General features: G+C 71.5%; 23 protein-coding genes. 10 read left to right on the forward strand and 13 right to left on the reverse strand.

Translation table 11 applies throughout. From position 1 onward, the window contains the following. Positions 1-19 precede the first annotated feature (19 nt). From pyrH to rpsB, 3 genes are all read right to left on the reverse strand, one after another. Complete coding sequence (gene pyrH / locus ACFQPD_RS11430; RefSeq protein WP_353081689.1) at positions 20-727, reverse strand: UMP kinase; 708 nt, start codon at positions 725-727, stop codon at positions 20-22. A gap of 111 nt (positions 728-838) precedes the next feature. Further along, the gene (gene tsf / locus ACFQPD_RS11435) at positions 839-1,648 is read right to left on the reverse strand and encodes a translation elongation factor Ts (RefSeq protein WP_068752559.1); all 810 of its coding nucleotides are present in this window, start codon (positions 1,646-1,648) and stop codon (positions 839-841) included. Between the two features lie 27 nt (positions 1,649-1,675). Beyond that, entirely contained in the window at positions 1,676-2,611 is a 936-nt protein-coding gene (rpsB, locus tag ACFQPD_RS11440) for a 30S ribosomal protein S2 (RefSeq protein WP_068752558.1), read from the reverse strand. 401 nt (positions 2,612-3,012) lie between these two features. On the opposite strand from rpsB, the gene ACFQPD_RS11445 reads away from it, so the two are divergent. Next, positions 3,013-3,915, forward strand: a complete 903-nt coding sequence (locus ACFQPD_RS11445; protein WP_385900792.1) for a peptidoglycan DD-metalloendopeptidase family protein — start codon at positions 3,013-3,015, stop codon at positions 3,913-3,915. A 12-nt stretch (positions 3,916-3,927) separates the two neighbouring features. Here ACFQPD_RS11445 and ACFQPD_RS11450 read toward each other — a convergent pair whose 3' ends face one another. Further along, entirely contained in the window at positions 3,928-4,833 is a 906-nt protein-coding gene (locus tag ACFQPD_RS11450) for a tyrosine recombinase XerC (protein WP_385900794.1), read from the reverse strand. Positions 4,834-4,929: 96 nt separating this feature from the next. Between ACFQPD_RS11450 and def the strand changes: the two genes are divergently transcribed. Continuing rightward, complete coding sequence (gene def / locus ACFQPD_RS11455; RefSeq protein WP_068752555.1) at positions 4,930-5,535, forward strand: peptide deformylase; 606 nt, start codon at positions 4,930-4,932, stop codon at positions 5,533-5,535. Continuing rightward, complete coding sequence (locus ACFQPD_RS11460; protein WP_385900796.1) at positions 5,507-7,744, forward strand: ExeM/NucH family extracellular endonuclease; 2,238 nt, start codon at positions 5,507-5,509, stop codon at positions 7,742-7,744. The genes def and ACFQPD_RS11460 overlap by 29 nt, the downstream gene beginning before the upstream one ends. Before the next feature lie 60 nt (positions 7,745-7,804). On the opposite strand, the gene ACFQPD_RS11465 is transcribed toward ACFQPD_RS11460, so the two are convergent. From ACFQPD_RS11465 to ACFQPD_RS11475, 3 genes are read right to left on the reverse strand one after another with little or no spacing between them, the layout of a single operon-like run. Continuing rightward, positions 7,805-8,788 (reverse strand): cation diffusion facilitator family transporter, encoded by a 984-nt coding sequence (locus tag ACFQPD_RS11465; protein ID WP_385900798.1) that lies wholly within the window; start codon positions 8,786-8,788, stop codon positions 7,805-7,807. Next, on the reverse strand, positions 8,785-9,267 hold the full coding sequence (locus ACFQPD_RS11470) for a substrate-binding periplasmic protein (RefSeq protein WP_385900799.1): 483 nt from the start codon (positions 9,265-9,267) through the stop codon (positions 8,785-8,787). Before ACFQPD_RS11470 ends, ACFQPD_RS11465 begins: the two co-directional genes overlap by 4 nt. A 12-nt stretch (positions 9,268-9,279) precedes the next feature. Beyond that, a complete protein-coding gene (locus ACFQPD_RS11475) occupies positions 9,280-10,065 on the reverse strand; it encodes a TrmH family RNA methyltransferase (RefSeq protein ID WP_385900880.1) in 786 nt (261 codons plus the stop codon). Between the two features lie 77 nt (positions 10,066-10,142). On the opposite strand from ACFQPD_RS11475, the gene ACFQPD_RS11480 reads away from it, so the two are divergent. Together ACFQPD_RS11480 and ACFQPD_RS11485 are read left to right on the forward strand one after the other, a co-directional pair. Next, entirely contained in the window at positions 10,143-11,864 is a 1,722-nt protein-coding gene (locus ACFQPD_RS11480) for a chorismate-binding protein (protein WP_385900801.1), read from the forward strand. Positions 11,865-11,885: 21 nt separating this feature from the next. Next, complete coding sequence (locus tag ACFQPD_RS11485; RefSeq protein ID WP_385900882.1) at positions 11,886-12,833, forward strand: bile acid:sodium symporter family protein; 948 nt, start codon at positions 11,886-11,888, stop codon at positions 12,831-12,833. Between the two features lie 83 nt (positions 12,834-12,916). Here ACFQPD_RS11485 and ACFQPD_RS11490 read toward each other — a convergent pair whose 3' ends face one another. The 5 genes from ACFQPD_RS11490 to ACFQPD_RS11510 all read right to left on the reverse strand — a co-directional run bounded on the left by ACFQPD_RS11490 (position 12,917) and on the right by ACFQPD_RS11510 (position 16,915). Continuing rightward, positions 12,917-14,083: an SPFH domain-containing protein gene (locus ACFQPD_RS11490; RefSeq protein WP_385900803.1), complete on the reverse strand. Its 1,167-nt coding sequence runs from the start codon at positions 14,081-14,083 to the stop codon at positions 12,917-12,919. Between the two features lie 11 nt (positions 14,084-14,094). Further along, positions 14,095-14,562, reverse strand: a complete 468-nt coding sequence (locus ACFQPD_RS11495; protein ID WP_385900884.1) for an NfeD family protein — start codon at positions 14,560-14,562, stop codon at positions 14,095-14,097. A 5-nt stretch (positions 14,563-14,567) separates the two neighbouring features. Next, complete coding sequence (locus ACFQPD_RS11500) at positions 14,568-15,353, reverse strand: ABC transporter ATP-binding protein (RefSeq protein ID WP_068752548.1); 786 nt, start codon at positions 15,351-15,353, stop codon at positions 14,568-14,570. Between the two features lie 64 nt (positions 15,354-15,417). Continuing rightward, positions 15,418-16,191: an enoyl-ACP reductase FabI gene (gene fabI / locus ACFQPD_RS11505; RefSeq protein ID WP_068752547.1), complete on the reverse strand. Its 774-nt coding sequence runs from the start codon at positions 16,189-16,191 to the stop codon at positions 15,418-15,420. Positions 16,192-16,204: 13 nt separating this feature from the next. After that, positions 16,205-16,915, reverse strand: a complete 711-nt coding sequence (locus ACFQPD_RS11510) for a beta-ketoacyl-ACP reductase (protein ID WP_385900805.1) — start codon at positions 16,913-16,915, stop codon at positions 16,205-16,207. A gap of 68 nt (positions 16,916-16,983) precedes the next feature. Between ACFQPD_RS11510 and ACFQPD_RS11515 the strand changes: the two genes are divergently transcribed. From ACFQPD_RS11515 to ACFQPD_RS11535, 5 genes are read left to right on the forward strand one after another with little or no spacing between them, the layout of a single operon-like run. Then, the gene (locus tag ACFQPD_RS11515) at positions 16,984-17,295 is read left to right on the forward strand and encodes a DUF3099 domain-containing protein (protein ID WP_068752545.1); all 312 of its coding nucleotides are present in this window, start codon (positions 16,984-16,986) and stop codon (positions 17,293-17,295) included. After that, positions 17,292-18,047 carry an SURF1 family protein gene (locus ACFQPD_RS11520; RefSeq protein WP_385900806.1) on the forward strand — a complete coding sequence of 252 codons (756 nt, stop codon included), beginning with the start codon at positions 17,292-17,294 and terminating at the stop codon, positions 18,045-18,047. Before ACFQPD_RS11515 ends, ACFQPD_RS11520 begins: the two co-directional genes overlap by 4 nt. After that, positions 18,044-18,829 (forward strand): putative RNA methyltransferase, encoded by a 786-nt coding sequence (locus ACFQPD_RS11525; RefSeq protein ID WP_385900808.1) that lies wholly within the window; start codon positions 18,044-18,046, stop codon positions 18,827-18,829. The genes ACFQPD_RS11520 and ACFQPD_RS11525 overlap by 4 nt, the downstream gene beginning before the upstream one ends. A gap of 29 nt (positions 18,830-18,858) precedes the next feature. Further along, a complete protein-coding gene (locus ACFQPD_RS11530; RefSeq protein WP_385900809.1) occupies positions 18,859-20,217 on the forward strand; it encodes a glycoside-pentoside-hexuronide (GPH):cation symporter in 1,359 nt (452 codons plus the stop codon). Beyond that, on the forward strand, positions 20,201-22,162 hold the full coding sequence (locus ACFQPD_RS11535; RefSeq protein ID WP_385900810.1) for an alpha-glucosidase: 1,962 nt from the start codon (positions 20,201-20,203) through the stop codon (positions 22,160-22,162). The genes ACFQPD_RS11530 and ACFQPD_RS11535 overlap by 17 nt, the downstream gene beginning before the upstream one ends. A gap of 6 nt (positions 22,163-22,168) precedes the next feature. Here the strand turns inward: ACFQPD_RS11535 and ACFQPD_RS11540 are convergent, their stop codons facing one another. After that, positions 22,169-22,303, reverse strand: coding sequence for a hypothetical protein (locus ACFQPD_RS11540; protein ID WP_385900812.1), 135 nt, complete (start codon positions 22,301-22,303; stop codon positions 22,169-22,171). Between the last annotated feature and the right edge of the window lie 42 nt (positions 22,304-22,345).

Raw genomic sequence — 22,345 nt, forward strand, 5'->3', positions numbered from 1 at the left:
CCTGTGATTCTCGGTGGGTCTATCGCGAGACGAGGGTTCCGATGGGCTCGCCGGCCACGACGCGCCCGATGTTGCCCGGGGTGGAAAGGTTGAAAAAGACGATGTTGAGGTTGTTGTCGCGGGCCAGCGAGATGGCGGTGGCGTCGGCGACCTTCAGGTCCTCGGTGAGGAACTGGTCGTAGGTGAGGTGGTCGAACTTCGTGGCCTCGGGGTGGAGCTGCGGGTCCTTGTTGTAGACGCCGTCGACGCCCTGCTTGCCCATGAGGAGCACCTCGGCCCCGATCTCGAGCGCACGCTGCGCCGCGACGGTGTCGGTGGAGAAGTACGGCATGCCGGACCCGGCGCCGAAGATCACGAGCCGCCCCTTCTCGAGGTGCCGCTCGGCGCGCCGCGGGATGTAGGGCTCGGCGACCTGGGCCATGTTGATGGCCGACTGGACGCGGGTCTCGATGCCGGCCTTCTCGCAGAAGTCCTGCAGCGCGATGCTGTTCATGACGGTGCCCAGCATGCCCATGTAGTCGGCCCGGTCGCGGGCCATGCCGTTCTGCGACAGCTCCGCGCCGCGGAAGTAGTTCCCGCCGCCGACGACGACGGCGACCTGGGTCCCGCCCCGCACGACCTCCGCGATCTCGGCGGCGATCGCCGACACCACCGTGGGGTCGACTCCGAGCTTCCCGCCGCCGAACACCTCGCCCGACAGCTTCAACAGCACCCGATGGTATGCCACGTGACTCCTCGACTCCGACCGATCCGAACATGGACGTGCGCCGCGACCCTACTCGGATCGCGGCGCACGCCACTCTACTTCACTTGTGTCGTCCGCTGCTGGGACGGGTGATCAGGCGCCGACGGCGAACCGGACGAAGCGCACGATCTCGGTGCCACCGGCCTTGAGTGCGTCACCGACGGACTTCTTGTCCTCCCAGACCGCGGCCTGGTCCACGAGGACGACGTCCTTGTAGAAGCCGCCGACGCGGCCCTCGACGATGCGCGGGATGGCGCCCTCGGGCTTGCCCTCCTCCTTGGCCGTGGCCTCGGCGATGCGCTTCTCGTTCTCGACGATGTCGGCCGGCACCTCGTCGCGGGTCACCCACTGCGGCGACATCGCGGCGATCTGCATGGCGACCTGGTGCGCGAGCGCCTCGTCACCCTTGTACTCGACCAGCACGCCGACCTGCGGGGGCAGGTCCGCGGCGCGGCGGTGGAGGTACAGGTGCGTGTCGCCGTCGAAGTTGGCGACCGCGACGAGCGACAGGTTCTCGCCGATCTTGGCACCGAGCTCCTGGACCGCGTCCAGGACCTTCTTGCCGGAGGCGAGCGACGCCTCGTTGGCCGACGCCACGTCCGAGGCACCGGAGGTGAGGACGGCGCCCAGGATGTCGTCGGCGAGGCTGACGAACTCGGCGTTCTTGGCGACGAAGTCGGTCTCGGCGGCGAACTGGATGAGCGCGCCGTCGCGGCCCGCGACGATGCCGTTGGTGGCCTCGCGGTCGGCCCGCTTGGCGGCCTTCGCCAGGCCGGAGATGCGCAGCAGCTCCACGGCCTTGTCGAAATCGCCCTCGGCCTCGGTGAGGGCCTTCTTGGCGTCCATCATGCCCGCGCCGGTGGCGTCGCGGAGCTTCTTCACATCAGCGGCAGTGATAGCCATGGCTGGATTTCCCGTCTGTTCGAGTGATCAGTTGGCGTCGGTGGACTCGGCGGCAGGCGCCTCAACCGCGGCCTCGGCGTCGGCCTCGGGGGCCTCCTCCGCGGCGGCCGGGGTCTCCTCCGCGGCGGCGGGGCTCTCCTCCGCGGCGGCCTCGGCGACGGGGGCCTCCTCGGCCGGCGCGGCCTCGGCGGCTTCGCCCTCAGCGCCCAGCAGCTCGCGCTCCCAGTCGGGCATGGGCTCGGCCTCGACGGCCTGCTCGCCCCCGCGACCGGCGGAGCGCTCGATGAGGCCGTCGGCGACGGCGTCGGCGATGATGCGGGTCAGCAGGGCGACGGAGCGGATGGCGTCGTCGTTGCCGGGCACCGCGTAGTCGACCTCGTCGGGGTCGCAGTTGGTGTCGAGGATGCCGACGATGGGGATGTTCAGCTTGCGCGCCTCGTCGACGGCGAGGTGCTCCTTCTTGGTGTCGACGATCCAGACGGCCTGCGGGGTGCGGGCCATGTCACGGATGCCGCCGAGGGTCTTGGCGAGCTTGTTCTTCTCGCGCTCGAGCTGCAGGAGCTCCTTCTTCGTCAGGCCGGAGCCGGGCACGTCAGCGAAGTCCATGCCCTCCAGCTCCTTGAGGCGCTGGATGCGCTTGGTGACGGTGTGGAAGTTGGTGAGCATACCGCCCAGCCAGCGCTGGTTCACGTAGGGCATCCCGACGCGGGTGGCCTGGTCGGCGATGGCCTCCTGCGCCTGCTTCTTGGTGCCGACGAACAGCACCTGGCCGCCGCGCGCGACGGTGGACTTGACGAAGTGGTACGCCTTGTCGATGTAGCGCAGCGAGAGCTGGAGGTCGATGATGTAGATGCCGTTGCGCTCCGCGAAGATGAACCGCTTCATCTTGGGGTTCCAGCGCCGGGTCTGGTGCCCGAAATGCACGCCCGATTCGAGGAGCTGGCGAGTGGTGACGACGGCCATGGCCGTTCCTTTCGCGGCGGGCGGACCCGCCTGGCTGGGTGAGCGCGCGCGCTCACACGGTGGTTACGATGGCCCGTGAGGGCCTGCCTGATGCGCCCGGCGTCCGCACCCACCTCCGGGGAGGGGGACCACGCGGCAGCCGACGGGATCTCCCGCTGAGCGCATGCGATGTCAACCCACGAGGGTTGCGGGGTCCATCGTAGCCAGTGCCGCGCCCCGCCACCAAACGGGTTCATCCCGCCGCTTCACCGCACGACACGCCGTCGAACTGCCCTCTCGAGCCCGCGCAGCCCGCCGAGGGGCGCGTTTCCCTGTCATTCGTGTCGACGGTGGTCGCCGAGTTGTCCACAGGCCGACGGATCGCGCGGCATTCCGGGCCGCCGGCCGCACACGATGGCGGCATGCGACGCCTCCTCATCACCGTCCTCCTCGCCCTCGCTCTGACCGCGCCGGGGGCGGGCGCGGCCGTCGCGGACGCCGGGTTCGTGCTGGACCGCCCGCTGACCGGGGCGGTGACACGCGGCTTCGACACGCTCGCCTCGAGGTACGCCGCCGGCCACCGGGGCGTGGACCTCGCCGGGCGCGCCGGTGCGACGGTGGCGTCCGCCGCGGCCGGACGCGTGTACTTCGCCGGGTCGGTCGCGGGCGTGGGCACCGTGTCGGTCGATCACGGCAACGGGTGGCGCACGACCTACCAGCCGGTGCGGGCCACCGTCGCGAAGGGCGACGTCGTCGGCGCCGGGGACCCGATCGGGACGCTGCTGGCGGGCCACTGCGCCACCGCATGTCTGCACTGGGGACTGACCGACGGCGTCGATCACCTCGACCCGCTCCAGTACGCCGCCACGCCCACGATCCGCCTCCTTCCCCACGGCGCGATGCCGCAGACCCCGCCCCCGCTCGCCGCGGCGCGGGTGGCCGCCGTCGGGGGCCGGCCCGTCGCCGGTCGGATCACGTCGGGCTTCGGCACGCGGCGCCATCCGGTCACGGGCGTCGTCAAGCTCCACGACGGCGTGGACCTCGCGGCCGCGTGCGGCACGCCGGTGGCGGCGCCGGCCGACGGTGTCGTCGTCGATGCGTCCTTCCACGCCGCCTACGGATTCCGGGTCCGCATCGACCACGGCGCCGGACTCCAGATGGCGTACACGCATCTACCCGGGCTGGAGGTGAGGGAAGGACAGCGGGTGGCGGCGGGCGAACGCATCGGCCGGGTGGGCTCCACAGGCTTGTCGACGGGGTGCCATCTGCACTGGATGGCATGGCGCGACGGCGACCTGATCGACCCGCTGACCCTGGGCCGGTGAGGGCGACGACTCTCAGGCCCGGGGATGCGCCTGCCGGAAGGCCTGCCGCAACCGCTCGGAGGTCACGTGCGTGTAGATCTGCGTGGTGGCCACCGACGAGTGGCCGAGCATCTCCTGGACGCTGCGCAGGTCCGCGCCGCCGTCGATCAGGTGCGTCGCCATCGCGTGCCGCAGGCCGTGCGGCCCCGTCTCCGCTCCCCTGCCCGCCCCCGCGGTGGCGGCGTGGACGACCCGCCGCGCGACACGCGGGTCCATCGCCCCTCCACGGGCGCCGAGGAACACGGTCTCCGGGCTGCGCGGACCGGCGACCTCCGGCCGCCGACGCAGCCACGCGTCCAGCGCCCGGAGCGCGGGCACCCCGAGCGGCACGGTGCGCTCCTTGCCGCCCTTACCGAGGACGGTCAGGGCCCGGCGCTCGCGGTCGACGTCGCGCAACCGCAGCGAACACGCCTCGGACACGCGCAGCCCGCTGGAGTAGAGGACCTCCACCAGTGCGAGGTCGCGGTGGACGAGCGGGTTGTCGCCCTCCGACAGCCGGGCGCTCACGGAGGCCAGACTCAGGTCCACGTCGGCACGGCTGGGCACCCTCGGCAGGTGGCGCCGCCGGCGAGGCGCTGTCAGCCGCGCCGCGGGATCCTCGGCCACCAGCCCCTCCCGGCGCGCCCAACCGAAGAAGCCGCGGACACAGGCGACGCGCCGCTGCACCGTCGAGGAGGCGGCGCCGGCGTCGGTCATCGCCGACAGCCAGGACCGCAGCGCCGGCAGCGTGACCTCGGCCGGCCCCACGCCGCAGTGGCGGGCCAGTTCGACGAGATCCCCGCGGTACGCCCGCACCGTGTGCGGCGACAGGCCGCGCTCGGCGTCCAGGTGCGCGACGTAGTCGTCCAGGAGCGCGGACCAACCGGGTGGCAGTTCCATGTGCGCCAGTGTGGCGCACACCCCCGCGCGTGCCCCCCAGCGACACCCTGCGGCATACTGGGCAGCCGGAATGCCGTCGATGCTTGGAGGATGACGATGACCGAGGACGATCTCACGCAGGGCGGCCAGGTAAGGCCGATCACCCGCTGGGGCACTCCCGTCATGCATCAGCCCACCGAGCCCGTCACGGAGTTCGACGAGGAGTTGCACACCCTCGTCCGCGACATGTTCGCCACCATGCGGGCCTCGGAGGGCGTCGGCCTCGCCGCCACCCAGGTCGGCGTCGGCAAGGCGGTGTTCATCTACGAGTGCCCCGACGCCGACGACACGATCCACATCGGCGTGGTGTGCAACCCGACGGTCACGCTGCCCGAGGGCGCCGCGCGGCAGCTGGAGTCCGCCGACGAGGGCTGCCTGTCCTACCCGGGCGGGTACGCGGTGCTGGCCCGCCCCGACCAGGCGGTGTGTACCGGCCAGGACGCCTTCGGCAACGACGTCACGGTGGTGGGGACCGGGCTCCTGTCGCGCTGCCTGCAGCACGAGACCGATCACCTCAACGGCACGGTCTTCGGGGATCGGCTGTCCGCGCGGCTGCGGCGCCAGCTCGACGCCAAGGTCACCGAGCTGGCGTGGCGCTACCCCGACGACTGGCCCGTGTCGCCGAAGGCCACGCATGCCACTCCCCCCGGCGCGACCGCGTGACCGGTTCGAGGGCAGGAGTAACAACAAGGCGCTTGAGTTGTACAACCCGACGGCCCAGGCCATCGATCTCACCGGCCACCGGGTCGAGATGTTCCTCAACGGCGCTTCGTCCGCCGGCCTGACCCTGACCCTGTCCGGGACCGTCGCCCCGGGCGGCTACCACCATGTGGTCCACGCGTCCGCGAACGCGCAGCTGCTCGCGCTCGCCGAGGCCACCAACGGCTCCGGCTGGTACAACGGCGACGACGCCGTCGTCCTCCGGTCCGGCACCACGGTCGTCGACTCGCTGGGCCAGGTCGGCCACGATCCCGGCACCGAATGGGGCTCCGAGCTGCTCGGCACGGGGGACGGAACGCTGGTGCGCTCGGCGTGTGTCGTCGACGCCGACCCCACGGATGCCTTCGACCCCTCCGCCCAGTGGACCGGCAAGGGCCTGAACGCGTTCAGCGCCCTGGGCACTTTCACGTGCGACGGGTCAACCCAGCCCACCGACCCGCCAGAGCCGGAGGAACCCGCGATCGTGCCGATCGGGACTGTCCAGGGCACGGCCGACCGGGCCGCCTACGTGGGCCGGGACGTCACCGTCGAGGGCGTCGTCACCGGCGACTTCCAGAGCGGCGGCTTTGACGGCTTCTTCGTGCAGGACGCCGGCGACGGGGACACTGCCACCAGCGACGCCGTCTTCGTCTACCGCGGCGGTGTCGCGGTGTCCCCGGGCGAGCACGTACGGGTCGCCGGCCGGGTGTCGGAGTACCGGAACCAGACGCAGCTCTCGCCCACGTCGGTGGAGGTGCTGGGCTCCGGCGAGCCGGTGACGCCCCTCGACCTGACCCTGCCGCTGGTGTCGCCCGAGCGCCACGAGGGGATGCTCGTGAGGTTCCCCGACGAACTCACGATCATCGAGTACTTCAACTTCGACCGCTACGGCGAGATCGTCTACGGCACCTCGCGACAGCACACGCCGACGGCCGTGGTCGAGCCGGGACCGGCCGCACAGAGCCTGCTGAGCGTGAACGTCGCCAACCGACTGGTGGTCGACGACGGCCGCACCGACCAGAATCCCTCCCCGGCGATCCATCCCAACGGGGAGGCGTTCACCCGCGACAACTACTTCCGCGGCGGCGACGGCGTGTCCGGGATCACCGGCGTGCTCAGCTACGTGTTCAACGCGTGGAAGGTCCAGCCGACGCAGGGCGCCACCCACGTCCCGGCCAACCCGCGGCCCGACGTCCCCGAGGTGGGCGGCGACCTCACGGTCGCGTCGATGAACGTGCTCAACTACTTCACGACCCTGCGCTCGGACGACCTGGAGGCCCGCGGCGCCGACACCGTGGAGGAGTTCGAGCGTCAGCAGGCCAAGATCGTCGCCGCGCTCGCGGCCATGGACGCCGACGTCGTCGGTCTCATGGAGATCGAGAACAACGGCACGGCCGTGGAGAACCTGGTCACGGCCCTGAACGCGCACCTGGGCGCCGACACCTACCGGGCGGTCAACACCGGCGTGGTCGGCTCGGATGCCATCATCCAGGCGCTCATCTACAAGCGTTCGACGGTGCAGCCCGTCGGCGACTGGGCGGCCCTCGACTACGGCGACGACCTCAACCGGCCGACCCTGCTGCAGACGTTCAAGCAGGTCCGCGGCCCCGAGAAGGTCAACGTGGCGGTCAACCACCTCAAGTCGAAGGGCTCGTCATGCGGCGTCGGGGACCCCGACACCGGCGACGGCTCCGGCAACTGCAACCGCACGCGCCTGGCCGCCGCCGAGCGGATGATCGAGTGGCTGGCCTCCGACCCCACGGGCGTCGGCGAGGCCCGCACGCTCGTCATCGGCGACCTCAACAGCTACGACCATGAGGCGCCCATCGACGCGTTCGTCGAGGCCGGGTACACGGACCTGGAGAAGAAGTTCGGCGGCGAGGCGGCGTACTCCTACGTCTTCGACGGCATGATCGGCTACCTCGACTACGCCCTGGCCAACGAGTCGCTGGCCGGCTTCGTCACGGGGAGCGCGGCGTGGCATATCAACGCCGACGAGTCGGATCTGTTCGACTACGACACCACCTACAAGGGGGCGGCTGAGGCGGACCTGTGGGCGGCCGACCCCTACCGGTCCTCGGACCACGACCCGGTGCTCGTCGGCCTCACCCTGACCGAACCGAACTCCGGCCGGTTCGGCGGACGGCCCGACTGGGGCGGTCCGCAGCGCTGACCCCACACTGCAGAGGGCCGGTCCCCAGGCGGGGCCGGCCCTCATGTGTGCGCCCGGGGGTCAGTCCCGGCTCCGCGGATCCAACGCGCTCAGCCCCTCGGGGATGCCGTCGACGGGCACGATGACGGTGTCGACGGCCTTCCAGTCCGCGTCCCGGCACCGGTCGTGCAGCTCCTCCAGGTCCTCGATACGGAGCCTGGCGCCCTCCACGGGGACCACGAACACCTCGCTGTGGAAGACGTGGCCCATGTCGCGGGTCCGCACGACGGCCTCCGCGACCCACGGGGTACGCAGCGCCTCGTCGCGGAGCTTCTCGATCAGCGGATCCGGCTCGTCCGACTCGAGCGGGGCGGCCCGGCGGTCCAGCAGGGCGCCGACGGCGCCGCGCACGTTGGTGAAACCGTCCTTGACGATCGACATGGAGACCAGCGCGGCGGCGGCGGAGTCCGCCCACCAGAGACCGAACCCGATGCCGGTGACCCCGACGACGGTCGCCAGCCCGGTCTGCCAGTCCGCCTTGAGCATGTCCGCGTCCGCGGCCAGCACCTTGTCGTGCAACTGTTCGGCGAGCTTGCGCTTCATCCGGCCGAGGATGACCGGCGGGATGGCGCTGAGCGTCATGACCCCGATCATCAGCCACCCGGACCAGAAGGTCTGGCCGAACAGCGAGATCGCCCCGATCGGCGGCCGCTCCCCCTTGGCGAGTCCCGACAGGCCGTTGTAGAGCAGCATGAGGCCGAACACCAGGAGGGCGACCGCGGAGACGAGATGGCCGGCCGCGATGGCGCGGTGGTGGCCGTAGGGGTGCTCCGGGCTGCGTCCCTTGCGCGCCCGCGCCACCCCGATGAGGAACGCGATCGGCGGCAGGAGCGCCAGCGAGTCCTCGACGAAGGCGGTGCGCATGGCCTGGGACTGACCGGCCGCCATCCCGACGGCGGCGATGATCACGGTCATCACCACCAGCGTCATCCACTCGAGCCGCACCGCCTTGGCGAGGATGGCGGACTGCTCAGGCGGCAGCACCGACGACACCGCGCGCCTCATGCTCGCAGCCCCTTCTCGATGAGGTAGCGGTCGAGGCTGGTCAGCAGGGCGTTCTCCCCCAGGCGGGCCGCGATGACCATCTTCTGCGCCTTGCCGTCCGTCCCGACGACGCGCGTGTAGGGCCGGGTGAAGGCCGCGTGCTTGGACCATGGGGAGTTCGACGCGATCCCGCCGATGACGACGTCGAGCTGACCCAGGTCGAGCAACTCCACCAGTTCACTCTCGGCGCCGTCGCGCCACTCCACGGTGGCGCCGATGGACTCGGCGTAGCCCTCGATGATCTCCACCTCGTCGCCCGAGACCGACCCGTCGTCGGCGACCTCGGTGAACGGCGGGTGGTCGGACACCCCCACCCGCAGGGTCCCCCCGCTCGCCCGCTCCAGCGTGTCGTCCGGGTCGCGGGGGAAGGCGGGCTCCGCACAACCGACCAGCACCAGGCTGAGCAGCGCCGCGGTCACCCTCACGATGATGCGCACCATCATCGCAGTGTGTCACGGGCGCAGGGCGTAGGCCAGGATGGCGGCGGCCGTAGCGACGTTCAGCGAGTCGACGCCGGCCGCCATCGGGATCGTCACGTGGCGGTCCGCGGCCGCGGACCAGGCGTCGCTCAGGCCCCGTCCCTCGGTGCCGAGCAGCAGAGCGGTCTTGGCGGGGGGCTCGAGGTCGGAGAGGTCGACGGCGCCGGGCGCCAGCGTCGATGCCACGAGCGTGAAGCCCGCGTCGCGCAGCCGCTGCAGGTCCGTGTCGGCCTCCATGCGCCGCCACGGCAGGGCGAGCGACGAACCCATCGACGCCTTGACGGCGCGCCGGTAGAGCGGGTCCGCGCTGCCGGGTGAGACGAGGACGCCGTCCCAGCCGAGGCCGGCCGCGACGCGGATGATGGCCCCGAGGTTGGCGTGGTCGACGGTGTCCTCGCACACGATGAGGCGTCGTCCGCCCAGCAGCTCGTCCCAGCCGGCCTCCCGCGGCCGGTCGAAGGAGCCGAGCGCCCCGCGGTGCACGTGGAAGCCGCTGACGTGTTCGATCAGCGACTCGGACGCCAGGTACACCGGGACGTCGGGCCAGGCGTCGATCAGTTCGCGGAGGCCGGGCAGCCAGCGCGGCTGCAGCAGGAGCGAGCGCGGTGTACACCCGGCCGCGAAGGCCCGCTCGATGATCTTGACGCCCTCAGCGATGAACCGCGACACCTCGGGCCGGCGCAGCTGCGCGTCCCGCAGCCCGACGTAGTCGACGAGTCGCGGGTCCCCGGCGTCGGTCACGTCGATGAGCATGGGCAGCACTGTACGAGACCCCGCCCCTACGCGCCCCACCCGGCGGCCCGTCCCGCCGGGCGCGCCCGATACCCTTGTCGGCCATGGACCCCTTCGCGCTGCTCGACGACGCCCGCACGGGCCGCGCGACCCTCTACACGCGGCTGACCAGGGTCGATCGCGTCGACCTCTCCGGACTCGACGCCGCGCTGGCCGCCGGCTGGGACCGGGGTGAGCACTGCCTGGCTTGGCTCCCCTACGACCTCGCCGAGGCGGAGACGGGCCTGCGTCACCCCTCTCCGGGCGCGCTCTACTGGTTCGCCGAGCGCCGCGACGTGGACCTGAGCGAGGTGCTCCCGGCCGACCGCCACGGCTGGCTGGCCGACACCGCGCCGGATGTGACCGAGGCCGAGTTCGCGACCCAGGTCGAGGCGATCCGCGCCGCGATCGCCGCCGGGACCAGCTACCAGGTCAACTACACGCACCGGGTGACGGGCCGCGTGGTGGGCAACCCGGCCGCCCTCTACGCGCGGCTCCGCGCGCGGCAGCCCGTCGAGTTCGGCGTCCTCGCGCGCCTCCCCGGCCCGGCGGCCGCATGGACGCTCAGCCTGTCGCCAGAGTTGTTCCTGCACGTCGCGGACGGGGTCGCGACGAGCCGGCCCATGAAGGGGACCGCCGACGCGGACTCGGACCCCGCGGTGCTCGGCACGGACCCCAAGAACCGCGCAGAGAACCTCATGATCGTCGACCTCATCCGCAACGACCTCAGCCGGGTGAGCGTGCCGGGGACGGTCGCCGTCGACCGGTTGTTCCAGGTGGAGCGCGTCGGGAGCCTCTGGCAGATGACCAGCACCGTCCACGGCGACCTCGCTCCGGGCACCACCCCCGCGCGGTTGCTGTCCTCCCTGTTCCCGTGCGGCTCGATCACCGGGGCGCCGAAGCTGGCCAGCATGCGGCTCATCCGCGCCGCCGAGCCCACCGCGCGCGGTCTGTACACGGGCGCGCTCGGCACCATCGAGCCCGCCGATGATCCGCTGGGCTGGCGCATGGACCTCTCCGTGGTCATCCGGACGCTCGAGATCGACGCCGCCGGCACCGCGACGCTGGGCGTGGGCTCGGGCATCGTCACCGACAGCACCGCGGCGGCCGAGTGGGCCGAGTGCCGCGCCAAGGCCCGGTTCGCCACCGACGCCGGACCGACGGTCCACCTCCGCGAGGCGATGCGGGTCGTCGACGGCGCGGCGCCCCTCGCGGCACGACACCGGTCCCGGCTCGCGGCCTCCGCGCGCGCGCTCGGCTTCGGGGACCCGGGAGACGCCGTCGCCAGGGCGGTCGCGGAGACCCCGCGGGTCGGCAGCTGGCGGGTGGGGCTCGACGTCGCCCCCGACGGCACGGCCACGGTCACCCGTAGCCCGCTGGCGCCGCTGGCCGGCGAGGTCACGGTCCGGTTGGCCCAGGCCCCGTGGCGCCCGGGCGCGCTGGCCCGCCACAAGACGTCGGCGCGCCAGCAGTACGACGACGCCGTCCGCGCGGCGGAGGACGCCGGCGCCTTCGACACGATCGGGTACGACGCCGACGGGTACGTCCTGGAGGGCGGGCGGACGTCGGTCCTCGCGCTGGTGGACGGGCGCTGGGTCACCCCGCCGCTGGACCTCGGCATCCTCGACGGCGTGCAGCGCGCCGAGATCCTCGCCCGCCCGGAGCTGATCGGCGCGGGCCGCATCGAGGAGCGTCGCCTCACCGTCGACGAACTCCGCCGCGCGGACACCCTCGTCGTCGCCAACGCCGTCCGCGGCGTCCTGCCCGCCCGACTGGAGGAGAGTTAAGTGAAGCTGCGGATCGACCCGATGCTGGTCATCATCCTGAGCACGCTGGCGCTGGGGCTGCTGCTGCCCGTCAGCGGGTCCGCCGCCGAGGTCCTGGACCTGGTGACCCGGGTGGGCGTGTTCGTGCTGTTCTTCGGCTACGGGGCGCGGCTGTCGGCGGCCGAGACGCTCGCGGGCCTCAGGAACTGGAAGCTGCATCTGGCGATCCTGGCGACGACGTTCGTCGTGTTCCCGCTGCTCGCCACCCCGCTCCTGTTCCTGCCCGACGGCGTGCTGAGCGCCCCGATCCGGGCCGGCCTGATCTTCCTGTGCCTCGTGCCGTCGACCGTCCAGTCGTCGATCACCTTCACGTCGCTCGCCGGCGGCAACGTGCCCGCCGCCATGGTGTCGGCGACGGCGTCGAACATCCTCGGCGTGGGACTCACGCCGCTGTTGGCGATGCTGTTCATCCCCACCGCCAGCGGCGGATCCATCGGGTTCGAGCAGGTGTGGGGCGTGGTGGTGCAGCTGTTGCTCCCGTTCGTCCTCGGCCAGCTGTCGAGGTTCGCCACCGCCGGGTTCATGGCCCGCCACCGCGCGAGGCTCAAGTTCCTCGACCAGGCGGTCATCATGCTCATCGTCTACGGCGCGTTCTCCGAGCTCCGCGTCTCCGGCGTGTGGCGCGAGCTTCAGCCACTCGACCTGGCTCTGCTCGTGCCTGCGGCCCTCGGCCTGCTGGCGTTCATGTTCGTCTTCACGTGGACGCTGGGCGGCCGGCTCGGCCTGCCGCGTGAGGACCGGATCGCGCTGATGTTCTGCGGCACGAAGAAGTCGTTGGCCACGGGAGTGCCCATGGCGAGCGTGCTCTTCGGCGGCGCCACGGTCGGCGTCCTGGTGATCCCGCTCATGCTGTTCCACCAGGCCCAACTTCTCGCCAGTTCTGTCCTGGCGAATCGCCTGGGCAGGGAGGGACGCGCTGGCGCAGGCTGAGGACCTCCGGGTTTGGGCAGCCGTACTGCGCGACGCGAATCTCACGGGCAGCGCCCGCTGGGTGCGGGAGGCGCCCACCGCCTCTACTGCGAGTCGCCCGGCGGCGTCTCCTGCGGGAGGGGCTCAGCCTCGGGCGCCTGCTGCAGCGCCGGCCGGCCCACGGTCTGGCGCTTGGCGAGCTTGGTCTGCTCGAGTGCCTGGGCGTGGGCGATGGCCTTCTCCACCGTCGCGTCGGAGCGCTTCTTGTCCTTCTGCGCCTGCTCCTCGATCTCCGCGTGCACGTCGACCTTCTCGGGGCGCTGGAACTGGGTGGTGGCCTTCGACACGTACTCCCGCACGTCCTTCGCCTCGCCACCGGCGATCTGGCCCAGGCCCTTCAGCGCGTCGTTGAGCTCGCTGGGCACGATCCACATCTTGTTGGCGTCACCGTTGGCGAGTTTCGGCAGCATCTGCATGTACTGGTAGGCGAGCAACGCCTGATCCGGCTGCCCCGCGTGGATGGCCTCGAACACGCTGGTGATGGCCTGCGCCTCGCCCTCCGCCCGGAGCATGGCCGCCTGCCGCTCGGCCTGGGCGCGCAGCACCTGGGCCTCGCGGTCGCCTTGGGCCCGCAGGATCGCGGCCTCGCGGTCGCCGCCGGCGGACAGGATCTGCGACTGCCGCTGGCCCTCGGCCAGCAGGATCTGTGCCCGCTTCTCGCGCTCGGCGCGCGCGCCCTTCTCCATGGCGTCGCGAATGGTGGGCGGCGGCTCGATGGCCCGCAGCTCGACCCGGTTGACCTTGATGCCCCACTTGCCGGTGGCCTCGTCGAGGACCGCGCGGAGCCGCTGGTTGATCTCCTCGCGCGACGTGAGCGCGGCCTCGAGGTCCATGCCGCCGATGATGTTGCGCAGGGTTGTCATGGTCAGCTGCTCGATGGCCGCCCGGTAGTTCTGCGCTTCGTAGGCGGCGCGCACCGGGTCCACGATCTGGAAGTAGATGACCGAGTCGATGCTCACCATGAGGTTGTCCTCGGTGATGACGCCCTGGGGTGGGAACGGCACCACCTGCTCGCGCATGTCGAGCGTGTAGCGCACCTGGTCGAAGAAGGGGACGACGAGGTGGGGGCCGGGCTCGAGCGCCTTGCGGAACTTGCCGAGGCGCTCGACGAGGGCCACCTGCTGCTGGCGGATGATCTTCAGCGTCGCGGCGAGGATCATCACGATGAGGAGGACCAGTGCGATGAGGACCCAGAAGGTGATGTCTGGCATGGTGGGGCTCCTTAGCTGCCGAGCTGTCGACGGGTGGGATAGACGATGAGGGTGATGCCGTCGAGGCCGAAGACCTCGACCTCCTCACCGGCGTCGATGGTGACGCTGGGATCGAACGAGCGGGCCTCCCACACCTGCCCGGAGACCTTGACCTCCCCGGCGGTGCGCGTGATCGCCGCCGTCGCATGGCCCGAGGCCCCCACGAGGGTGTCGAGTGACGAGCGGTAGCCCGGGGCACGCCGGACGCGGTCGAGGAGCGTGGGGCGCAGGAGGAACAGCGTGAGGACCGCGGTGACGAGCGCGACGACGATCTGCAGCCACACCAGGCCCGGGAAGATCAGGGCGGTGACGCCGCCGGCGGCCGCGCCGGCCGCCAGCATCAGCAGCGTGAGGTCCATCGTGAGCAGCTCGGCCGCGGCGAGCAGCGCCGCGAGGATCCCCCAGCCCGCCCAGAGGTTGGCCTGGATCCAGTCGAACAGCTCGTTCACCGCCGGCTCCTGGCGTTCCAGCGTCCGCCGTCGGTGGTGACGGTCAGGGGTAGGTCGAAGGTGGCGCTGAGGTTCTCATCGGTGAGGGTCTCGGCGATCGGCCCGGCGGCCACGATCCGGCCGCCGCTGAGCAGCAGGCAGTGCGTGATGCCGAGCGGGATCTCCTCGACGTGATGGGTGACCAGGATCGTCGCGGGTGAGTCCTCGTCCAGGCACAGCTCGGAGAGCGTGTCGACGAGGGCCTCCCGACCGGCCAGGTCCAGGCCGCCCGCGGGCTCGTCGAGGAGCAGCAGCTCGGGGTCGGTCATCAGCGCCCGGGCGATCTGGACGCGCTTGCGCTCCCCCTCGCTGAGGGTGCCGAACGTGCGCTCGGCGAAGCCGCCCATGCGCATCGAGCCGAGGAGCTGGTCCGCGCGGTCGAGGTCGTAGCCGTCGTACTCTTCGCGCCAGCGTCCGACGACGGCGTAGGCGGCGGACAGCACGACGTCGCGGACCTTCTCCGCGTCCGGAATGCGCTCGGCCAGTGCCGAGGAGGTGAGCCCGATCCGGGGGCGCAGCTCGAAGACGTCGACGGTGCCGACCACCTCGCCGAGGAGCCCCACGATGCCGTCGGTGGGATACAGCTGTGCGGCGAGCAGCTGCAGCAGCGTGGTCTTCCCCGCGCCGTTCGGCCCGATGACGACCCAGCGGTCCTGCTCCCCGACCACCAGGCTGAGGTTGTCCAACAGCGTGGACCCACCACGCTGGACCGTCACGCCCGCCAGTTCCGCCACCGCTGCCATGCCCACCAACCTACCCGACCCGCCGGGTGCCCGAGGATCGGCGTGCCGGAAGCCCGGCCGGTTGTCAGGCGCCGGTCGAGTGCAGCCCGCCGTCGACGTGGACCATCTCGCCCGTGGTGGAGGGGAACCAGTCGCTCAGCAGCGCCACGACGGCCTTGGCCGACGGCACGGCGTCGCTCGTGTCCCACGACAGCGGGGCGCGCTGGCCCCAGATGTCGTTGAACGACGACGCGCCGGGGATGGCCTTCTTGGCCACCGTGTCGAGGGGCCCGGCCGCGACGAGGTTGACGCGGATGCCGTCCGGACCGAGGTAGCGGGCGAGGTACCGCGACGTCGACTCCAGCGCCGCCTTCGCCACGCCCATCCAGTCGTAGGTCGGCCAGCTGACCCGGGCGTCGAACGTCAGCCCGACGACCCCGGCCCCGCGGTTGAGGATCGGCTTGGCGGCCATGGTGAGCGACTGCAGCGAGTAGGCCGAGATGTGCAGGGCGTTGGCGACGGTTTCCCACTCGGTGGTGAGGAACGCGCCGCCGAGCGCCTTCTCCGGGTCGGCGTAGGCGATCGAGTGGACGATGCCGTCGAGGCCGTCGTCGAAGTGCTCGCTGAGCGTCTCCGGGAGCGCCGCCAGGTGATCCGGGTTGGTGACGTCGAGCTCGATGAGCGCCGGCACCGGGTCGAGGTTGGCGATCGCCCGCTGCGCGGGGGCGATGGCGCGGCCGGCGGCGGACACCACGACGGTGGCGCCCTCCCGCTGCGCGATGTCGCACACCGCGTACGCGATCGAGGTGCGCATGGTCACGCCGGTGACCAGGATGTTCTTGCCTTCGAGGAGACCCATCGCGGCGTCCTTTCTAGTGACCCATGCCGAGGCCGCCGTCGACGGGGACGACGGCGCCGGTGATGTAGCCGGCGTGTTCGCCGGCGAGGAAGAGTGCCGCGTGGGCGACGTCGTCGACGGTGCCGAGGCGGCCCGTGGGGATGCGCGACGTGTAGCCGGCGATGGTCTCCTCGGGCAGGACGGCGGTCATGTCCGTCTCGATGAAGCCAGGGGCGACCACGTTGGCGGTCACGTTGCGGCTGCCGAGTTCGCGCGCCAGGCTGCGGGCCATGCCCACCAGCGCGGACTTCGAAGCGGCGTAGTTGATCTGCCCGGGAGAGCCGAGGAGCCCGACGACCGACGAGATGAGGATGACGCGGCCGAAGCGGTTGCGCATCATCGGGCGGGTCGCCCGGCGCACCACACGGAACGTGCCGGTGAGGTTGGTGTCGATGACGGTGTCCCAGTCCTCGTCCGACATCCGCATGAGCAGCGTGTCGCGGGTGACGCCCGCGTTCGCGACCAGGATCTCCACCGGGCCGAGCTCGGCCTCGATGGTCGAGAAGGCCTGGTCGACCTGGCCCTGGTCGGTGATGTCGCAGGTGACGCCGAGGACGCCGTCGGGGACGCCGCCGGAGCGGTACGTCGCCGCCACGCGGTAGCCCGCATCGCGGAACGTCTCGGCCATCGCGCGCCCGATGCCCTTGGAGCCCCCGGTGACGAGGACGACTCTTGATTCAGCCACGGGAGCAACCTACCGCATGGGCCCGCGGTGACGGCCCGCCCGCTGGGCGCCGGACTATGCTGGAACGCATGGCCAAGGCGACGGACGCGACGCTCATCACCAGCGCCGGCCGCAGCCGGACCCTGGACCTGGAGGAGCGCCAGCGCCGGTACCTGATCACCATGGGCGTCCGCACGGCGTGCTTCCTGGCCTTCCTGGTCGTGCCCGGCTGGTGGAAGATCGCGGCCCTGGCCGCCGCGGCCCTGCTGCCGGCGTTCGCCGTCCTGTTCGCCAACAACGCCGACCACCGGCCGCCACCTCCCGTGCGCCCCGACGAGCCCGCCCGGCCGGCCATCAGCGGCGGCCAGATCGTCCCCGGCAGCGTCGAGGAGGGCGAGTGAGCCGTCAGGTGAAGCGGTGGATCGCGATGGGTGTCTTCGCCGCGGTCCTCGCCACGACCTTCATCCTGCTCGGCCAGTGGCAGCTCCGCCGCCTCGACGAGCGGCGTGACTCAAACGCGATCGTGGAGGCGCACCGCGCCCTCCCCGTCGCGCCCTACCACGAGGTGATGACGGGCACGATCGACGACGACGACCAGTGGTACCGCGTCACCGCCACGGGCACCTACACCGGGGACTGGTTCCAGGTCCGCTACCGGTCCCTCGACGGCGCCTACGGCAGCGAGGCCGTCGCGGTCCTGCGGACCGACCGGGACGACCTGCTGCTCGTCAACCGGGGTTTCCTCCCCCGGCAACCCGGTCACCCCGACGGCGTCCTGCCTGAGCCGCCGGAGGGAGAGGTCATGGTCACCGGCTTCGTGCGGCGCAACGACCGCGGCGACGAGGGCGCCATGACGCCGCATGAGAACCAGATCCGTCTGCTCAACTCCGACGCCCTGGGCCGCGCGCTCGGCGAGGACCTCGTCAACGGGTACGTCGCCCTGCTGGAGTCGACGCCTGCCGAGTCCCCAGACCTCCGGCCGCTCGGCGCGCCCGCCCTGGACGAGGGCCCGCACCTCAGCTACGCCCTCCAGTGGTTCGCGTTCACGGCCATCGGCGTCATCGGCATGGTGGTGCTGGTGCGCGCCGACCTCCGCGACCGTCGTCGGGAGCGGCAGGCGGGCCCCGCCAGCCCCCCACCGCCCCCGCGGTGAGCGGCCTGGACTGGCTGCGCTGCCCGCACTGCGCGGCGCCGCTGACCCGCACGCCGGGCGCGCTGCGCTGCGCCGCCGGCCACTCGTTCGACATCGCGCGGCAGGGCTACGTCAACCTGCTGGGCCGGGCGGCGCCGGCCAACGCCGACACCCCCGCGATGTTGGAGGCCCGCGCCCGGTTCCTCGCCGCCGGCCACTACGCGCCGCTCGCCGACGCGGTCGCCGCGGCGACGGCGGGCGCGGGCCGGATCCTGGAGGTGGGCGCCGGCACCGGGTACTACCTGGCACGGGCCCTCGATGCGCACCCGGACGCGGAGGGCCTGGCCTCCGACGTCTCCCCCGCCGCCGCCCGGCGGGCGGCACGGGCGCACCCGCGGGCCGCGGCCATCGTCGCCGACACCTGGGCCGGTCTGCCCGTCGCCGACGGCGCCGTCGACGCGGTGCTGTGCGTGTTCGCGCCGCGCAACCCCGCGGAGTTCGCCCGCGTCCTCGCCCCGGGCGGGCGCGTCGTCGTGGCCGTGCCCACCGCGGAGCACCTCGCCGCCCTGCGCACCCGTCACGGCCTGCTTGACGTGGCGGGCGACAAGACGGACGCGCTGTTGGCGGGCTTTCCGGGTTGGGACGCGCACGTGCGGCCGGTGCGCTGGCGGGCCGACCTGGCCGCCGACGCCGTGGCGGACCTCATCGCGATGGGCCCCAACGCGTTCCACGGCCTCCCCGAAGGGGTCCCTGCGGAGTCCGTGGCAGCCGCCGTCGACGTGGTGACGCTGGTACGCCCCTGACGGCCGCCCCGACGCCCTAGGGTGTGGCCATGGCGGCGTCGAGGTGGGGGTTCGGCCTGGGGACACTCGGCCGCGACATGTTGGCGGCGCTGGTGTCGCTGTACCTGATGTTCTATCTCACCGACGTGCTGCAGATCTCCGGCGCGCAGCTCGGTGTCATCACCGTGATCCTCGTGGCGATGCGGGTCTTCGACGCCGTCAACGACCCGGTCATGGGTGTCGTGGTCGACAACACGCGCACCCGGTGGGGCAAGTTCCGGCCGTGGATCCTCATCGGCGCCGTGCTGTGGGGCGGCGCGTCGCTGCTGATGTTCGCGGACCTGGGCGCCGACGGCTGGAGCTACGTCGCGCTGTTCACCGTCGTCTACCTCGTCTACGAGGTGGCGTACACCGTCAACGACATCTCCTACTGGTCGATGCTGCCCTCGCTGACGCAGGACCAGAAAGAGCGGGAGAAGATCGGCGTCCTCGCGCGGATCTGCGCCAACGTCGGGCTGTTCGCCATGGTCGTGGCCCTGGTGCCGGCCACCCGGGCGCTGGAGGGACTGCTCGGCTCGGCCGAGGCCGCCTGGTTCACACTCGCCGCCGTCCTCGTGGTGCTCATGCTCGCCTTCCAGTCCCTCACGCTGCTGTTCACGCGCGAGCAGGTGCCGGCCGGCCCCGAGATGACCCCGCTGCGGGAGCTGTTCGGTGTCATCGCGCGCAACGACCAGCTGCTGTGGGTGACGCTGGCGATGGTGGCGTTCATGTCCGGCTACCTCACCACCACGTCGTTCGGGCTCTACTACTTCAAGTACGCCTACGGCGACGAGGGCGCCTACCCCGTGTTCGCGGCCATCCTCGGGGTGTCGCAGATCGCCGCGCTCGCCGCGTTCCCGCTCCTGTCGAAGGTCATGACGCGCGGGCGGATCCACCTGGTGGCCACTGTCGTGTGTCTCCTGGGCTACCTGGTGTTCATGGTGTCGGGCACCTCGCTGCTGCTGGTGGGAATCGCGGGGGTCCTGGTGTTCGCCGGACAGGGCGCGATCCAGCTGCTCATGGTGATGTTCATCGCGGACTCCGTGGAGTACGGGCACTGGAAGCTGGGCCGGCGCAACGAATCGGTGACCTTCTCGCTGCAGCCCTTCATCTACAAGCTCAGCAACGCGGTCGCGAGCGGTATCGTCGGCATCACGCTGATCTGGTCCGGCATCGACGTCGCCCGGACCGCCGACGACGTCACCGACGCCGGGCTCGGCATCCTCCGCGGTGCCATGCTCGGGCTGCCGATGGCACTGATGGCGGCGAGCTACCTGATCCTCCGCGCCCGGTACCGGCTCGACGAGGAGTTCTACGGCCGCATCGTGGCCGAGCTGAGAGGAGGCGGCCCCCATGCCGCAGATCACTAAGCGTCACACCGTCGCTCACCTGTACCGGCACCCGGTGGGACGCGACGTCATCGACAAACTCATGCTCCAGACGGGCCTGCCCCGCCGGCTCATCCACCTGATCTCCTGGCTCAAGCTGAGCTGGGTGGAACGGCTCACGCAGCCGCTGACCGGGCCCGGGATGGTCGACGTCGTGCTCGACCTGGTCAACCAGGAGACGGACCGGCCGCTGCGGGGCCGGGCGCCGGAACCGACGCCGTGGTGGCGCGAGGCCGTGTTCTACCAGGTCTATCCGCGGTCGTTCCGCGACGCGGACGGCGACGGCGTCGGCGACATCCGCGGGATCATCAGCAAGCTGGACCACCTCCACGACCTCGGCGTCGACTGCGTGTGGCTCTCGCCGGTGTTCAAGTCGCCGAACCAGGACATGGGCTACGACGTCAGCGACTACCGCGAAGTCAACGAGGAGATGGGCACGCTGGAGGACCTCGACGAGCTCATCGCGGGCTGTCACGAGCGGGGGATGCGCCTGATCCTCGATCTGGTGGTCAACCACACCTCGGTTCAGCACGAGTGGTTCCGTCAGGCCGTCGCCGACCCCGACGGCCGGTACGGGGGCTACTACTTCATGGTCGAGGGCGATCCCGACACGCCGCCGAACAACTGGACCTCGTTCTTCTCCGGATCGGGGTGGAGTTGGATCCCCGAGGCGAAGCGGTGGGTGCTGCACCTGTTCGCCGACGGCCAGGTGGACCTCAACTGGGACAACAGCGACGTGCGCGACGAGGTGGCCGACATCGTGTCCTTCTGGATGCAGCGCGGCATCGACGGCTTCCGCCTCGACGTCATCAACTACATCTCGAAGCGGGAGGGCCTGCCGGACGGGCACCCGTTCATCGGCGACCTCCTCGAGTTCACGGGCGTGGAGCACTACTTCTACGGCCCCCGGCTGCACGAGTTCCTCCGCGGGCTGCGCCGCGACGGCTTCACGCGCCGGGAACGCCCGGCGTCGACGCCGCGGCGTCGCCTCCCCGACGGGACGCTCGGCGAACCGCTGCCTCCGGACATGATCGGCGTGATGGTCGGCGAGACGCCGGGCATCGGCATGGAGCTGGGCCGGCTGCTCAGCGGCTACGGCCGCGGCGAGCTGGACCTGATCTTCAACTTCGACGTGTTGGACAACCCCGGCCACACCCGGTGGGACTCGTACCGCTACAAGCTGTACTACCTCAAGCGCTTCTACCGCGCCTACGACTCCCACCTGGCGCCCAACGACTGGATCGCGGTGTTCCTCGACAACCACGACAACCCGCGCATGCTCAGCAAGTTCGGGATGGGCCGGGAGCGCGACCCGCAGGTGCGCACCGCCATCGGCAAGATGCTGGCCACCATCCAGCTCACGATGCGCGGGACGCCGTTCCTGTTCCAGGGCCAGGAACTCGCGGCGATCAACCAGGAGTTCTCCGGCGTCGACGAACTCCGCGACGTCGAGTCCATCAACCGCCACGACGCCCTCATTGGGCGCGGCATGACCCCCGAGGCCGCGTGGGGTCAGATCCTCGCCGGCTCCCGCGACCACTCGCGCGTCCCGATGCGCTGGACCCGCGACGGCGGCTTCACCGACGGCACGCCGTGGCTGGTGGGCACGGACGACGAGCCGGGCTTCTCCGCCGAAGAGCAGGTTGCCGACCCGGACTCGGTGTACTCGTGGCACAAGGCGCTGATCGCGCTGCGCCGGCAGCACCGCTCCCTCACGATCGGCGCCCTCCGGTGGGTGCATCCGCACCACAAGTTCTACTTCGCCTACATCCGCTCGCTGGGCGACGAGAAGTTCCTCATCGAGTGCAACACGTCGTCCAAGCGCCGCAAGCGTCCCCACGTGGGCGGCAGGATCGTGCCGGTGATGGGCGGGCCCCGCCGCGACGTCATGGAGCCGTGGGAGGCGACCGTCAGCCGCATCCGCTGACCGGCGTCACAGGCCCAGGAACGCCCGGAACTCCTCGCACGCCCGGTCGGCGCGGGCCTGGTCCGGCAGCTCGCAGAAGATCCGCAGCAGCGGCTCCGTGCCCGAGAACCGAGCGATGATCCAGCCCTCCTCGAACAGCACCTTGCAGCCGTCGAGGTACGAGGTGCCGGTGACCGGCTCACT

Source organism: Tessaracoccus sp. O5.2 (genome assembly GCF_964266725.1).
Lineage (GTDB): Bacteria > Actinomycetota > Actinomycetes > Propionibacteriales > Propionibacteriaceae > Arachnia > Arachnia lapidicapta.

Bases quoted from the DNA above. Each gene is read 5' to 3' on its own strand.
- tsf (WP_068752559.1), bottom strand. From the start codon at position 1,648: ATGGCTATCACTGCCGCTGATGTGAAGAAGCTCCGCGACGCCACCGGC.
- ACFQPD_RS11450 (WP_385900794.1), bottom strand. From the start codon at position 4,833: ATGGAACTGCCACCCGGTTGGTCCGCGCTCCTGGACGACTACGTCGCG.
- ACFQPD_RS11515 (WP_068752545.1), top strand. From the start codon at position 16,984: ATGGCCAAGGCGACGGACGCGACGCTCATCACCAGCGCCGGCCGCAGC.
- fabI (WP_068752547.1), bottom strand. From the start codon at position 16,191: ATGGGTCTCCTCGAAGGCAAGAACATCCTGGTCACCGGCGTGACCATG.
- ACFQPD_RS11485 (WP_385900882.1), top strand. From the start codon at position 11,886: ATGCTGGTCATCATCCTGAGCACGCTGGCGCTGGGGCTGCTGCTGCCC.
- ACFQPD_RS11490 (WP_385900803.1), bottom strand. From the start codon at position 14,083: ATGCCAGACATCACCTTCTGGGTCCTCATCGCACTGGTCCTCCTCATC.
- ACFQPD_RS11465 (WP_385900798.1), bottom strand. From the start codon at position 8,788: ATGAGGCGCGCGGTGTCGTCGGTGCTGCCGCCTGAGCAGTCCGCCATC.
- ACFQPD_RS11470 (WP_385900799.1), bottom strand. From the start codon at position 9,267: ATGGTGCGCATCATCGTGAGGGTGACCGCGGCGCTGCTCAGCCTGGTG.
- rpsB (WP_068752558.1), bottom strand. From the start codon at position 2,611: ATGGCCGTCGTCACCACTCGCCAGCTCCTCGAATCGGGCGTGCATTTC.
- ACFQPD_RS11530 (WP_385900809.1), top strand. From the start codon at position 18,859: ATGGCGGCGTCGAGGTGGGGGTTCGGCCTGGGGACACTCGGCCGCGAC.
- ACFQPD_RS11500 (WP_068752548.1), bottom strand. From the start codon at position 15,353: ATGGCAGCGGTGGCGGAACTGGCGGGCGTGACGGTCCAGCGTGGTGGG.
- ACFQPD_RS11445 (WP_385900792.1), top strand. From the start codon at position 3,013: ATGCGACGCCTCCTCATCACCGTCCTCCTCGCCCTCGCTCTGACCGCG.
- ACFQPD_RS11535 (WP_385900810.1), top strand. From the start codon at position 20,201: ATGCCGCAGATCACTAAGCGTCACACCGTCGCTCACCTGTACCGGCAC.
- ACFQPD_RS11460 (WP_385900796.1), top strand. From the start codon at position 5,507: ATGCCACTCCCCCCGGCGCGACCGCGTGACCGGTTCGAGGGCAGGAGT.
- def (WP_068752555.1), top strand. From the start codon at position 4,930: ATGACCGAGGACGATCTCACGCAGGGCGGCCAGGTAAGGCCGATCACC.
- ACFQPD_RS11480 (WP_385900801.1), top strand. From the start codon at position 10,143: ATGGACCCCTTCGCGCTGCTCGACGACGCCCGCACGGGCCGCGCGACC.